The organism is Cytobacillus sp. FSL R5-0569 (assembly GCF_038007265.1).
Taxonomy (GTDB): domain Bacteria; phylum Bacillota; class Bacilli; order Bacillales; family Cytobacillaceae; genus Cytobacillus; species Cytobacillus kochii.
Genome location: NZ_JBBOWW010000001.1, coordinates 1378659 through 1391689, shown reverse-complemented (window position 1 = coordinate 1391689; position 13031 = coordinate 1378659). Strand labels below are relative to the sequence as shown.

Here is a 13031-nt window from a genome sequence, read left to right as displayed (position 1 = left end):
TTATAGTCAAAAAAAGAAGCAAATCATTAAACGACTTGCTCTTGAACTACCATCCTACTATCAATTAAATCATAAGTTAAGCAGATTGGTTTTTGTGTACGTGGATCAATACCAATTTCTGCATCAATATTAAATACTTCTCTTAAAATCTGCTTATTCATAACTTCCTTCGCAGCACCATTTTTAATAATTTTGCCTGCTCTCATAGCAATTAAATAATCAGCAAACCTTGCTGCATGGTTTAAATCATGAATAACCATAACAATTGTTCTATTTTCTAACTGATTAAGCTCTTTTAACAGTTCTAATACTTCCAATTGATGACACATATCTAAATATGTAGTCGGCTCATCTAATAAGATTATATCAGTCTCTTGAGCCAAAGCCATCGCGATCCATACTCTTTGCCGCTGTCCACCAGACAAGGCATCTACTTCTCTATCTTTAAATTCTGCAATTCCTGTTACTTGGAGTGCCCAATCTATCACCTGGCGATCTTTTGCTGTTAATCTCCCCATACCCTTTTGATATGGAAATCTTCCATAAGATACTAGCTCTGAAACCGTTAAGCCTTCAGGAGCATCAGGAGATTGAGGAAGAATGGCCATTTTTTGTGCAATCGCTTTTGTCGATTCCTTACTGATTTGCTTACCATCAAGATATACAGACCCAGCTTTGGCTTGGATAATTCTTGCAATCGTCTTTAAGACAGTCGATTTACCACAACCATTCGGCCCAATAATAGCCGTAATCTCACCGTCTGGTATCATCATGTTTAAGTTCTTCACAATCTCTCTATCACCGTATGCAATTCTTAAGTCTTCAGTAAATAATCTAGACAAGGTCATTCACTCCATCCGAACATTTTAGATCATCATCATGTCATTGATAATGATTATCAACTTCAAAGAAAATTTTATCTAATAAAAGCTATCCTGTCAACCATCAATACGAAAAGTTTTCATTTCCACCATATTTCTTGTTAACCAACCTGTATTCTGCATATATTTTTTAAGGAGAATGCATTTCTCGTTACTGAAGCCTTTCATCCATTCTCTTCACTCATTATGCACTTCGTTAAGGTTAGTAAAAAACAACAAAACTAATCACTTCAACTAAAAAAACTGTAGACAATCTGCTAATAAATAGAGATTGTCTACAGTCCTTTACTTCCATATAAGCGGGTGAAGGGAATCGAACCCTCATCATCAGCTTGGAAGGCTGAGGTTTTACCACTAAACTACACCCGCAAATACCGGTGGTCGGGGTCGAACCGACACTCCGTGATGGAACACGATTTTGAGTCGTGCGCGTCTGCCAATTCCGCCACACCGGCAAATATTCTTTTATTTAATTATGGTGCCGAGGACCGGAATCGAACCGGTACGGTAGTCACCTACCGCAGGATTTTAAGTCCTGTGCGTCTGCCAGTTCCGCCACCCCGGCATGAGGTGTATAAAAATGAGTGAATATGTATTGGAGGCGGCAACCGGATTTGAACCGGTGGTGAAGGTTTTGCAGACCTCTGCCTTACCACTTGGCTATGCCGCCATCAATATAAATAACTACTTGGAGCGGAAGACGGGATTCGAACCCGCGACCCTCACCTTGGCAAGGTGATGTTCTACCACTGAACTACTTCCGCAGATCTGGCTGGGCTAGCAGGGTTCGAACCTGCGAATGACGGAATCAAAATCCGTTGCCTTACCACTTGGCTATAGCCCATTTGTATATTCTATGCATGAAAGCAAAAAATGTGAATTTAAAATAATGGGGCGGCTGATGGGAATCGAACCCACGAATGTCGGAACCACAATCCGATGCGTTAACCACTTCGCCACAACCGCCATAATTGGCAGGGGTAGTAGGAATCGAACCCACATCAAAGGTTTTGGAGACCTTCGTTTTACCATTAAACTATACCCCTAGATGGTGGAGGGGGGCAGATTCGAACTGCCGAACCCGAAGGAGCGGATTTACAGTCCGCCGCGTTTAGCCACTTCGCTACCCCTCCATAAAAAACAATGCCGGCCAGAGGACTTGAACCCCCAACCTACTGATTACAAGTCAGTTGCTCTACCAATTGAGCTAGGCCGGCAAATGGTGGCTCAGGACGGAATCGAACCGCCGACACAAGGATTTTCAGTCCTTTGCTCTACCGACTGAGCTACTGAGCCAAAACTTATACGTTTTGCAATACGTTTTACAATATGTTTTAAATTAATTTGTGTGAATTTATGTAGTGGCGGTCCGGACGGGACTCGAACCCGCGACCTCCTGCGTGACAGGCAGGCATTCTAACCAACTGAACTACCGGACCAAATTGCGGGGGCAGGATTTGAACCTGCGACCTTCGGGTTATGAGCCCGACGAGCTACCGGACTGCTCCACCCCGCGATAATATGAATGGTGGAGGATGACGGGATCGAACCGCCGACCCTCTGCTTGTAAGGCAGATGCTCTCCCAGCTGAGCTAATCCTCCAAAATGGTGACCCCTACGGGATTCGAACCCGTGTTACCGCCGTGAAAGGGCGGTGTCTTAACCGCTTGACCAAGGGGCCAATTTATATGTTTAATGGCGGAGAGCAAGGGATTTGAACCCTTGAGACGGCTATAAACCGCCTACACGATTTCCAATCGTGCTCCTTCGGCCAGCTCGGACAGCTCTCCATTGGCTCCGCAGGTAGGATTCGAACCTACGACCGTTCGGTTAACAGCCGAATGCTCTACCACTGAGCTACTGCGGAATAATTTAATAGTATGTATGCCCGGCAACTTCCTACTCTCACAAGGGGACAGCCCCTAACTACCATCGGCGCTTTAGAAGCTTAACTTCCGTGTTCGGTATGGGAACGGGTGTGACCTTCTCGCTATCGCCACCGGACTTTTTAAAGACATATATTATTATAACGTCTTTAATAAAATTTTCAAGAGAAATTTTAAATCATTCTCTGAAAACTAGGTAATGTTGAAGAAGATTGTTTTGAGTAATCGCCTGAATGCGTGCTGACGCGACTACTTACGTAGTGCTGTCTAGCTGCGGCGGCTTGAAGCCGCCCGCATTTCGTATTGTCCAGCTACAGCGCCTAGGTAGGCGCTTTCGCTTTTCGTTTTTGGTTAAGTCCTCGATCGATTAGTATTAGTCAGCTGCATGTGTCGCCACACTTCCACCTCTAACCTATCAACCTGATCATCTTTCAGGGATCTTACTAGCTTGCGCTATGGGAAATCTCATCTCGAGGGGGGCTTCATGCTTAGATGCTTTCAGCACTTATCCCTTCCGCACATAGCTACCCAGCGATGCCTTTGGCAAGACAACTGGTACACCAGCGGTGCGTCCATCCCGGTCCTCTCGTACTAAGGACAGCTCCTCTCAAATTTCCTGCGCCCACGACGGATAGGGACCGAACTGTCTCACGACGTTCTGAACCCAGCTCGCGTACCGCTTTAATGGGCGAACAGCCCAACCCTTGGGACCGACTACAGCCCCAGGATGCGATGAGCCGACATCGAGGTGCCAAACCTCCCCGTCGATGTGGACTCTTGGGGGAGATAAGCCTGTTATCCCCGGGGTAGCTTTTATCCGTTGAGCGATGGCCCTTCCATGCGGAACCACCGGATCACTAAGCCCGACTTTCGTCCCTGCTCGACTTGTAGGTCTCGCAGTCAAGCTCCCTTGTGCCTTTACACTCTACGAATGATTTCCAACCATTCTGAGGGAACCTTTGGGCGCCTCCGTTACTCTTTAGGAGGCGACCGCCCCAGTCAAACTGCCCACCTGACACTGTCTCCCATCCCGATAAGGGATGTGGGTTAGAATTTCAATACAGCCAGGGTAGTATCCCACCGACGCCTCCACCGAAGCTAGCGCTCCGGCTTCTAAGGCTCCTACCTATCCTGTACAAGCTGTACCAAAATTCAATATCAGGCTACAGTAAAGCTCCACGGGGTCTTTCCGTCCTGTCGCGGGTAACCTGCATCTTCACAGGTACTATAATTTCACCGAGTCTCTCGTTGAGACAGTGCCCAGATCGTTACGCCTTTCGTGCGGGTCGGAACTTACCCGACAAGGAATTTCGCTACCTTAGGACCGTTATAGTTACGGCCGCCGTTTACTGGGGCTTCGATTCAAAGCTTCGCGTGAGCTAACCTCTCCTCTTAACCTTCCAGCACCGGGCAGGCGTCAGCCCCTATACTTCGCCTTGCGGCTTCGCAGAGACCTGTGTTTTTGCTAAACAGTCGCCTGGGCCTATTCACTGCGGCTCATCAAGGCTTTAACACCCTAATGAGCACCCCTTCTCCCGAAGTTACGGGGTCATTTTGCCGAGTTCCTTAACGAGAGTTCTCTCGCTCACCTTAGGATTCTCTCCTCGCCTACCTGTGTCGGTTTGCGGTACGGGCACCTTATTCCTCGCTAGAGGCTTTTCTTGGCAGTGTGGAATCAAGAACTTCGGTACTAAATTTCCCTCGCTATCACAGCTCAAGGTATGTGACCATGGGATTTGCCTCATGGTCCCTCTAACTGCTTAGACGCACATCCAATAGTGCGCTTACCCTATCCTCCTGCGTCCCCCCATCACTCAAACAGAATACGGTGGTACAGGAATATCAACCTGTTGTCCATCGCCTACGCTTTTCAGCCTCGGCTTAGGTCCCGACTAACCCTGAGCGGACGAGCCTTCCTCAGGAAACCTTAGGCATTCGGTGGATGGGATTCTCACCCATCTTTCGCTACTCATACCGGCATTCTCACTTCTAAGCGCTCCACCAGTCCTTACGGTCTAGCTTCAACGCCCTTAGAACGCTCTCCTACCACTGAACATCAACGATGTTCAATCCACAGCTTCGGTGATACGTTTAGCCCCGGTACATTTTCGGCGCGGAGTCACTCGACCAGTGAGCTATTACGCACTCTTTAAATGGTGGCTGCTTCTAAGCCAACATCCTGGTTGTCTAAGCAACTCCACATCCTTTTCCACTTAACGTATACTTTGGGACCTTAGCTGGTGGTCTGGGCTGTTTCCCTCTTGACTACGGATCTTATCACTCGCAGTCTGACTCCCATGGATAAATCTTTGGCATTCGGAGTTTGTCTGAATTCGGTAACCCGATGAGGGCCCCTAGTCCAAACAGTGCTCTACCTCCAAGATTCTTACGCATGAGGCTAGCCCTAAAGCTATTTCGGAGAGAACCAGCTATCTCCAAGTTCGATTGGAATTTCTCCGCTACCCACACCTCATCCCCGCACTTTTCAACGTACGTGGGTTCGGGCCTCCATCCAGTGTTACCTGGACTTCACCCTGGACATGGGTAGATCACCTGGTTTCGGGTCTACGACCACATACTCATTCGCCCTATTCAGACTCGCTTTCGCTACGGCTCCGTCTGTCCAACTTAACCTCGCATGTAATCGTAACTCGCCGGTTCATTCTACAAAAGGCACGCTATCACCCATTAACGGGCTCTAACTACTTGTAGGCACACGGTTTCAGGATCTCTTTCACTCCCCTTCCGGGGTGCTTTTCACCTTTCCCTCACGGTACTGGTTCACTATCGGTCACTAGGGAGTATTTAGCCTTGGGAGATGGTCCTCCCTGCTTCCGACGGGATTTCTCGTGTCCCGCCGTACTCAGGATCCACTCTGGAGGGAACGAAGTTTCAACTACAGGGCTTTTACCTCCTATGGCGGGCCTTTCCAGACCTCTTCGTCTATCTCGTTCCTTTGTAACTCCGTATAGAATGTCCTACAACCCCAAGAGGCAAGCCTCTTGGTTTGGGCTAATCCCGTTTCGCTCGCCGCTACTCAGGGAATCGCGTTTGCTTTCTCTTCCTCCGGGTACTTAGATGTTTCAGTTCCCCGGGTCTGCCTTCCATACCCTATGTATTCAGGTATGGATCCTATCCCATAACGGATAGGGGGTTTCCCCATTCGGAAATCTCCGGATCAAAGCTTACTTACAGCTCCCCGAAGCATATCGGTGTTAGTCCCGTCCTTCATCGGCTCCTAGTGCCAAGGCATTCACCGTGCGCCCTTATTAACTTAACCATATGTTTGGGTTGCTTTCGCTTCCCTCACGGTTGTGTGTTTTTAAAAAAGTTTAGTATCTCTACTCTATTATATAGAGAGAAAATAACTAAGGTGGCGATTACTCGGTAATCTTCTTCATTACATTATCTAGTTTTCAAAGAACGATTGATGAATGGTAAGCTTTGGTATTCTCGTCAGCTTACGCTTCCTTGAATCCTTCGCTACTTTCACCTTATTTTGAGAGATTATACTCTCAAAACTGAACGAACAGTCTAACATCAAGTTAATTCCGTATATTCCTTAGAAAGGAGGTGATCCAGCCGCACCTTCCGATACGGCTACCTTGTTACGACTTCACCCCAATCATCTGTCCCACCTTAGGCGGCTGGCTCCAAAAGGTTACCCCACCGACTTCGGGTGTTACAAACTCTCGTGGTGTGACGGGCGGTGTGTACAAGGCCCGGGAACGTATTCACCGCGGCATGCTGATCCGCGATTACTAGCGATTCCGGCTTCATGTAGGCGAGTTGCAGCCTACAATCCGAACTGAGAATGGTTTTATGGGATTGGCTAAACCTCGCGGTCTTGCAGCCCTTTGTACCATCCATTGTAGCACGTGTGTAGCCCAGGTCATAAGGGGCATGATGATTTGACGTCATCCCCACCTTCCTCCGGTTTGTCACCGGCAGTCACCTTAGAGTGCCCAACTAAATGCTGGCAACTAAGATCAAGGGTTGCGCTCGTTGCGGGACTTAACCCAACATCTCACGACACGAGCTGACGACAACCATGCACCACCTGTCACTCTGTCCCCCGAAGGGGAAAGTCCTATCTCTAGGATTGTCAGAGGATGTCAAGACCTGGTAAGGTTCTTCGCGTTGCTTCGAATTAAACCACATGCTCCACCGCTTGTGCGGGCCCCCGTCAATTCCTTTGAGTTTCAACCTTGCGGTCGTACTCCCCAGGCGGAGTGCTTAATGCGTTTGCTGCAGCACTAAAGGGCGGAAACCCTCTAACACTTAGCACTCATCGTTTACGGCGTGGACTACCAGGGTATCTAATCCTGTTTGCTCCCCACGCTTTCGCGCCTCAGCGTCAGTTACAGACCAGAAAGTCGCCTTCGCCACTGGTGTTCCTCCAAATCTCTACGCATTTCACCGCTACACTTGGAATTCCACTTTCCTCTTCTGCACTCAAGTTCCCCAGTTTCCAATGACCCTCCACGGTTGAGCCGTGGGCTTTCACATCAGACTTAAGGAACCGCCTGCGCGCGCTTTACGCCCAATAATTCCGGACAACGCTTGCCACCTACGTATTACCGCGGCTGCTGGCACGTAGTTAGCCGTGGCTTTCTGGTTAGGTACCGTCAAGGTACCGGCAGTTACTCCGATACTTGTTCTTCCCTAACAACAGAGTTTTACGATCCGAAAACCTTCATCACTCACGCGGCGTTGCTCCGTCAGACTTTCGTCCATTGCGGAAGATTCCCTACTGCTGCCTCCCGTAGGAGTCTGGGCCGTGTCTCAGTCCCAGTGTGGCCGATCACCCTCTCAGGTCGGCTACGCATCGTCGCCTTGGTGAGCCGTTACCTCACCAACTAGCTAATGCGCCGCGGGCCCATCTGTAAGTGATAGCAGAACCATCTTTCAATCTAATTATATGTATAAATAGATATTATCCGGTATTAGCCCCGGTTTCCCGGAGTTATCCCAGTCTTACAGGCAGGTTGCCCACGTGTTACTCACCCGTCCGCCGCTAATCTTTGGGAGCAAGCTCCCTCAGATTCGCTCGACTTGCATGTATTAGGCACGCCGCCAGCGTTCGTCCTGAGCCAGGATCAAACTCTCCAATAAAGTGTTTGATTAGCTCATTTGCACCTATGGTGCTTTGTTGCTGATAAATCAGCTTTTTTAGAATTACGCTTGACGTTTTATGTTCGTTCAGTTTTCAAAGAACAATCTCTTTCGCTTTAGAAGCGACTTTCCAATAATAACACATCTATTATTATGGAGTCAATACTTTTTTAAATCATCCGTCGCGTTAGCTGTTTTTCATACAGTTATTAGCGACGGTTATTAATATATCATCATTTTTCTTCTAGGTCAACCACTTTTTGCTTTTTTAATATAATTTATTACAAACTGTAATATCGGTGTTTAATCCCTTTTCCTTTTGTTTCTTCACTAATCACTTTAATAAACCCTTTATCAATTAAGTATTCTAGTAGAATCACCAAATCCACTGAGTAGTGTCTCAGTTCTTTATGCTGGATGATTTCTTGAATTGTCCAAACTGATTGTTCTGCTAAAACTTCAAGTAAATGGCCAACTCCAGCCTTTGTTCGTGAATGAATTAAAAATTCACTAGCTAAAAATAATAGCTCTAACCTTTTCTCAAGCGGCTCATGACTTTGTACTAACTCTTCATAAAGTTTCATTATTTCTGGTTCCATATGGCGAATTTGATTCCACAATGTTACTTCTGGATGGAAACCATTTTCTATAATTGAAAGCCTTGCTAAATGATGCAAAGAATGAACAACATTATTATAAGCATCGAAATAATTCTGATTTTCAAACAAAGTTTTCCCATCTGTATATCTTCTTATCAGCTTAGCAAACTCTAGTCCCATTTTGAGCTTTCTGTCCTTGAAAGGGAATTCGTTTAATTTATCACGCAAGTTTCCTATATATTCATTGCGATCAAATAAAACCTTCCCACTATAAAGCCAGTCAAAAATCTTTCTATTACTCCCCATAAGTATCCATTGATCCAATTGTTGCTTCGTTATTATTTGCATTGAGGCTTTCTTATCTTCAAATGTGTAATGCTTCACAAAAATAGGCGTATCCGCATTTTCTACGATAATTAATAGTATTGCATCAAACGTATCTCTATTTGAAATTGTCTTTTCATTTCCCTCTACAATTAACACACCTAGTGTATTTAGTTGACTAGCTCTTTCTTGATAAATAGGACGGAGTATATCTTCCATCATAACGCCCCCATAATTTCGTATTAATATATATTAGTTCGACAATTCATCTAAATTTCCTTTGATAAACACCAACAAATAGTGACAATTTTTTTATTTTTTCTTACAATGATATGATATAGTTAGTGTTTAGGAGGGAACAAAATGGCAAAAAAATATTCGAGTAAAATAAATAAAATAAGAACCTTCGCTTTAAGCTTAATATTTGTTGGATTTATTGTCATGTACATAGGTATCTTTTTCAGAACTTCACCATTAATTATGTCTTTATGTATGCTGCTTGGTGTATTATTCATTATTGCTAGTACGGTTATTTACTTGTGGATTGGCATCCTTTCAACTAAAGCAATACAAGTTGTTTGCCCAAATTGTAACAAGCCAACCAAAATATTAGGACGGGTTGATATGTGCATGCATTGTCGTGAACCACTAACGCTCGATCGCTCACTAGAAGGAAAAGATTTTGACGAAAAATATAATCGAAAAGATACTTCATTAAAACAGTAGATTTTCACACGCCAAAAAGGATGTAAATCTTAAAACAAACAATATGTTTACTCATTTGTATAGAAAACTAAGCAAAAAAATACAGAGAAAAAGCTGGCAGCAGTACGCTGACAGCTTTAGACATTTTTTAATGCATTTCTTTTTTCTTTGAACACTCTGGACATTCCCCATAAACTTCCATTCTATGGTGACTTACTTTAAAGCCAGTCACATGTGCCGCTAATTGTTCAACTTCATCCAAACCAGGATAATGAAAATCAACAATTTTACCACAACCTTCACAAATGACGTGATAATGTTGTGTTGTTACAAAATCAAATCTGCTGGATGAATCTCCATAGGTTAGTTCTTTTACTAACCCAACCTCACGAAATACTCTTAAATTATTGTAAACTGTAGCCACACTCATATTTGGGAACGTTCCCTCTAATGCTTTGTATATGTCATCAGCTGTTGGGTGCGTCATTGAGTTTATTAAATATTCAAGTATCGCATGACGCTGTGGAGTAATGCGAACCCCTGTATCTTTTAACGTATCCAATGCTTCTTTAAGATGTGTTTGCGCCACCGTCATGCACCTCTCTTCTATTCATTCTTAAATTATAATCTTTATAAATAGTTTACTAATAATTATTGAAAGTTGTCAATAACCGCGTTTCAAGAAGTATGTTTTTCTTATTTTATCATATAGACTAAACTCATCTAATATTCCATCTTTAATAAACTTAACTTTGTTAATACCTTTGTATTTCTCATCCCACAAATCAACAGATCTAACCTGTCATCATAAAAAATTCCGGACTCATTTTAAAAGTCCGGAAAATATATTTGAGGAGGTATGCCCTAGTTTAATCATATTCAAACTAGCTTTACTTGCGTGGACAAAAGCCTTAAATTTTTTAAAATGGGCAAGTTATTATCATGTTATTTAAAAGCCTAACCTTTTCTATCCTGTAAGAAATGCAATGCATCCTCTACATGTCCTTTTACTTTCACTTTTCGCCACTCTTTTATTAGTCTGCCTTCCTCGTCAATCACAAATGTAGAGCGTTCAATCCCCATATATTCTTTACCAAAATTCTTTTTCAACTTCCAAACTCCGTAGCTTTCTGCAACTTCATGATTTTCATCTGCAAGCAAAAGAAATGGTAACCCATGTTTCTCAATAAATTTCTCATGACGTTTAATTGGGTCAGGACTGACACCAATAATGACCGTATTCACATCAGAAAAGTCATTATGCTTATCGCGGAAATCACATGCCTCAGTCGTACAACCAGGTGTCATATCCTTAGGATAAAAATATAATACGACATTTCTCCCGCGAAAATCTTCTAGATTAACAACTTCTCCATTACTTGCTTCTAATGTAAATGCGGGTGCTTTTTCTCCAAGTTCTATACTCATAAATCGCTCACTCCTTAACCACGTTTTTCTTAGACTATAAAAAACAAGAGTGAAATACAAGTAAACACCCTTCTTCTCATTGATCATTCTTATTATCAATATTAAAAACAACTCTTGCGACAAATGCTGTTGGAATGACATAACCTATCAACGCTTCAACCATCGCAACCATACGGCCTAAACCCACAGGGATAACATCTCCATAACCCAATGAAAAAAGAGTAACAGCACTAAAATAAAAACCTGATGCAAGACGATCTAAGAAATTAATACCTCCATAGCTTGTTTCATCTATTAGCACAACATGCCCATTTAAATCGAGAATAATATATATTAACCCAAAAGCAATTAAAATCGTAGCATATAGACAAATTAAATAAAAAAAGTTATCTAATGACACCCATCTTCCCTTCGTTCTTTTAGGGGTTAAGAGGCTTTGCATACTCATAAAAATACATAATGTAACAGTAAAAATAACGAAAAAAAATAGCAAGACTAACCTCACCTCTCTCGTGACGGTATTACCATTATACGTTCAACCTTTTGAGAGTATGACAAGTTGTCTTACTGACTATAGATATGAAAATATTTTGCTTTTAACATATCGATAGCTTACATGTTAAAATATAAAGGGAGATTATATTACTTAAGGAGGAATATTGATGCATTTTATCAATTCCGAACGACTACATAAAGAAGCTGTTGAACACATTGTCGGGGGCGTAAACAGCCCTTCTCGTTCTTATAAAGCGGTTGGTGGAGGATCACCTGTTGCAATGGAGAGAGGCCAAGGTGCTTACTTCTTTGATGTAGATGGGAATCAATATATTGATTATTTAGCAGCCTATGGACCCATTATTACAGGACATGCTCACCCTCATATAACGAAAGCCATTAAAGAAGCTGCCGAAAGAGGAGTACTATTTGGCACACCTACTCCGTATGAAGTAGACTTTGCTAAATTGCTAAAAGAGGCGATGCCTAATTTAGAAAAAGTAAGATTTGTGAATTCCGGTACTGAAGCTGTGATGACAACCATAAGGGTTGCAAGAGCGTATACAGGAAAAGATAAAATAATTAAATTTGCCGGCTGTTATCACGGACATTCAGATCTAGTACTAGTTGCAGCTGGTTCTGGTCCGTCAACCCTTGGTACACCTGATTCTGCCGGGGTACCTCAATCGATTGCAAAAGAAGTAATCACCGTTCCTTTTAATGACATTGATTCATTTAAACAAGCTATGGATAAATGGGGACATGAGATTGCAGGAGTTTTAGTAGAACCGATTGTAGGGAACTTCGGTATTGTCGAGCCCTTACCAGGGTTCTTGGAAGAGGTAAATGAGATAAGTCATGCACATGGTTCACTCGTTATATATGATGAAGTTATTACTGCTTTTCGTTTTCACTATGGAGGTGCACAGGATTTATTAGGTGTGCAACCAGACCTCACAGCATTAGGAAAAATCATTGGCGGCGGCTTACCCATTGGTGCCTACGGTGGAAAAAAAGAGATTATGGAGAGTGTTGCTCCACTAGGTCCCGCCTATCAAGCAGGAACAATGGCAGGAAACCCTGCATCAATCTTAGCTGGAATTGCTTGCTTAGAAGTATTAAAACAACCTGGGGTATATGAATACTTAGATAGATTAGGTGAAAAGCTTGAAGATGGCATCATGAATGCGGCCAAGCAGTTCAATATTTCCATATCAATTAATCGATTAAAAGGGGCATTAACTGTTTATTTTACTGATGAAAAAGTAATCAACTATGAACAAGCAGAAAATACGGACGGTGAGATGTTTGCTAAGTTCTTCAAGCTTATGTTAAATAGAGGCATCAACCTAGCACCTTCCAAATATGAAGCATGGTTTCTTACAATTGCTCATACAGAAGAAGATATTGACGCTACCATTCAAGCAGTCCATGATACTTTCGAAGAATTAGCCAACCAATAAATAAAATATTCATTTTTTATACACAAAAAGAGAGCCAACTAGCTCTCTTTTTCTCTTGATATATACTATGAAAACGTTTACAAATATAGATTCCGCTATACATTTTTATACATTCTCAACCTTTTCCATATCCAT

At 43.2% G+C, this 13031-nt stretch carries 7 protein-coding genes, 17 tRNA genes and 3 rRNA genes; 2 read left to right on the top strand and 25 right to left on the bottom strand.

Annotation, left to right across the window (positions count from 1 at the left end):
• Nucleotides 1-26: 26 nt before the first annotated feature.
• The 22 genes from MKX78_RS07265 to MKX78_RS07160 form a co-directional block, all read right to left on the bottom strand.
• A complete protein-coding gene (locus MKX78_RS07265; protein ID WP_095369988.1) occupies nucleotides 27-842 on the bottom strand; it encodes an ABC transporter ATP-binding protein in 816 nt (271 codons plus the stop codon).
• Between the two features lie 337 nt (nucleotides 843-1179).
• Nucleotides 1180-1250, bottom strand: a tRNA-Gly gene (locus tag MKX78_RS07260).
• A 3-nt stretch (nucleotides 1251-1253) separates the two neighbouring features.
• Nucleotides 1254-1336: transfer RNA gene (locus MKX78_RS07255), tRNA-Leu, on the bottom strand.
• 21 nt (nucleotides 1337-1357) lie between these two features.
• A tRNA-Leu gene (locus tag MKX78_RS07250) sits at nucleotides 1358-1446 on the bottom strand.
• 31 nt (nucleotides 1447-1477) lie between these two features.
• Nucleotides 1478-1551 (bottom strand) — tRNA-Cys (locus MKX78_RS07245).
• A 19-nt stretch (nucleotides 1552-1570) separates the two neighbouring features.
• Nucleotides 1571-1645: transfer RNA gene (locus MKX78_RS07240), tRNA-Gly, on the bottom strand.
• Between the two features lie 5 nt (nucleotides 1646-1650).
• Nucleotides 1651-1725: transfer RNA gene (locus MKX78_RS07235), tRNA-Gln, on the bottom strand.
• Between the two features lie 46 nt (nucleotides 1726-1771).
• Nucleotides 1772-1847, bottom strand: a tRNA-His gene (locus MKX78_RS07230).
• A 6-nt stretch (nucleotides 1848-1853) separates the two neighbouring features.
• Nucleotides 1854-1927, bottom strand: a tRNA-Trp gene (locus MKX78_RS07225).
• A 3-nt stretch (nucleotides 1928-1930) separates the two neighbouring features.
• Nucleotides 1931-2014, bottom strand: a tRNA-Tyr gene (locus MKX78_RS07220).
• Nucleotides 2015-2025: 11 nt separating this feature from the next.
• Nucleotides 2026-2098: transfer RNA gene (locus MKX78_RS07215), tRNA-Thr, on the bottom strand.
• Nucleotides 2099-2101: 3 nt separating this feature from the next.
• Nucleotides 2102-2177, bottom strand: a tRNA-Phe gene (locus tag MKX78_RS07210).
• 66 nt (nucleotides 2178-2243) lie between these two features.
• A tRNA-Asp gene (locus tag MKX78_RS07205) sits at nucleotides 2244-2320 on the bottom strand.
• Nucleotides 2321-2323: 3 nt separating this feature from the next.
• A tRNA-Met gene (locus MKX78_RS07200) sits at nucleotides 2324-2397 on the bottom strand.
• Nucleotides 2398-2407: 10 nt separating this feature from the next.
• Nucleotides 2408-2483, bottom strand: a tRNA-Val gene (locus MKX78_RS07195).
• Nucleotides 2484-2487: 4 nt separating this feature from the next.
• Nucleotides 2488-2562 (bottom strand) — tRNA-Glu (locus tag MKX78_RS07190).
• A 15-nt stretch (nucleotides 2563-2577) separates the two neighbouring features.
• A tRNA-Ser gene (locus tag MKX78_RS07185) sits at nucleotides 2578-2671 on the bottom strand.
• 2 nt (nucleotides 2672-2673) lie between these two features.
• Nucleotides 2674-2748 (bottom strand) — tRNA-Asn (locus tag MKX78_RS07180).
• Nucleotides 2749-2767: 19 nt separating this feature from the next.
• Nucleotides 2768-2885, bottom strand: a 5S ribosomal RNA gene (rrf, locus tag MKX78_RS07175).
• A gap of 229 nt (nucleotides 2886-3114) precedes the next feature.
• Nucleotides 3115-6047, bottom strand: a 23S ribosomal RNA gene (locus MKX78_RS07170).
• Between the two features lie 286 nt (nucleotides 6048-6333).
• Nucleotides 6334-7882: ribosomal RNA gene (locus MKX78_RS07165) — 16S ribosomal RNA — on the bottom strand.
• The 16S, 23S and 5S rRNA genes sit together here with 17 tRNA genes alongside, the layout of an rRNA operon.
• Before the next feature lie 281 nt (nucleotides 7883-8163).
• On the bottom strand, nucleotides 8164-9024 hold the full coding sequence (locus MKX78_RS07160) for a nucleotidyltransferase-like protein (protein WP_251163047.1): 861 nt from the start codon (nucleotides 9022-9024) through the stop codon (nucleotides 8164-8166).
• A 144-nt stretch (nucleotides 9025-9168) separates the two neighbouring features.
• On the opposite strand from MKX78_RS07160, the gene MKX78_RS07155 reads away from it, so the two are divergent.
• Entirely contained in the window at nucleotides 9169-9531 is a 363-nt protein-coding gene (locus tag MKX78_RS07155; RefSeq protein ID WP_095369990.1) for a YgzB family protein, read from the top strand.
• A gap of 127 nt (nucleotides 9532-9658) precedes the next feature.
• Here MKX78_RS07155 and perR read toward each other — a convergent pair whose 3' ends face one another.
• The 3 genes from perR to MKX78_RS07140 form a co-directional block, all read right to left on the bottom strand.
• Nucleotides 9659-10099 (bottom strand): peroxide-responsive transcriptional repressor PerR, encoded by a 441-nt coding sequence (gene perR, locus MKX78_RS07150; protein ID WP_180317040.1) that lies wholly within the window; start codon nucleotides 10097-10099, stop codon nucleotides 9659-9661.
• Between the two features lie 368 nt (nucleotides 10100-10467).
• A complete protein-coding gene (gene bcp, locus MKX78_RS07145; protein WP_095369992.1) occupies nucleotides 10468-10938 on the bottom strand; it encodes a thioredoxin-dependent thiol peroxidase in 471 nt (156 codons plus the stop codon).
• Nucleotides 10939-11014: 76 nt separating this feature from the next.
• The gene (locus MKX78_RS07140; protein WP_224935704.1) at nucleotides 11015-11431 is read right to left on the bottom strand and encodes an ion channel; all 417 of its coding nucleotides are present in this window, start codon (nucleotides 11429-11431) and stop codon (nucleotides 11015-11017) included.
• A 169-nt stretch (nucleotides 11432-11600) separates the two neighbouring features.
• On the opposite strand from MKX78_RS07140, the gene MKX78_RS07135 reads away from it, so the two are divergent.
• The gene (locus MKX78_RS07135) at nucleotides 11601-12896 is read left to right on the top strand and encodes a glutamate-1-semialdehyde 2,1-aminomutase (protein WP_341050371.1); all 1296 of its coding nucleotides are present in this window, start codon (nucleotides 11601-11603) and stop codon (nucleotides 12894-12896) included.
• Nucleotides 12897-13031 lie beyond the last annotated feature (135 nt).

Excerpts from the sequence above, each read along its gene's own strand:
- MKX78_RS07135 (WP_341050371.1), top strand. The coding sequence starts at position 11,601 with ATGCATTTTATCAATTCCGAACGACTACATAAAGAAGCTGTTGAACAC.
- MKX78_RS07160 (WP_251163047.1), bottom strand. The coding sequence starts at position 9,024 with ATGGAAGATATACTCCGTCCTATTTATCAAGAAAGAGCTAGTCAACTA.
- bcp (WP_095369992.1), bottom strand. The coding sequence starts at position 10,938 with ATGAGTATAGAACTTGGAGAAAAAGCACCCGCATTTACATTAGAAGCA.
- MKX78_RS07155 (WP_095369990.1), top strand. The coding sequence starts at position 9,169 with ATGGCAAAAAAATATTCGAGTAAAATAAATAAAATAAGAACCTTCGCT.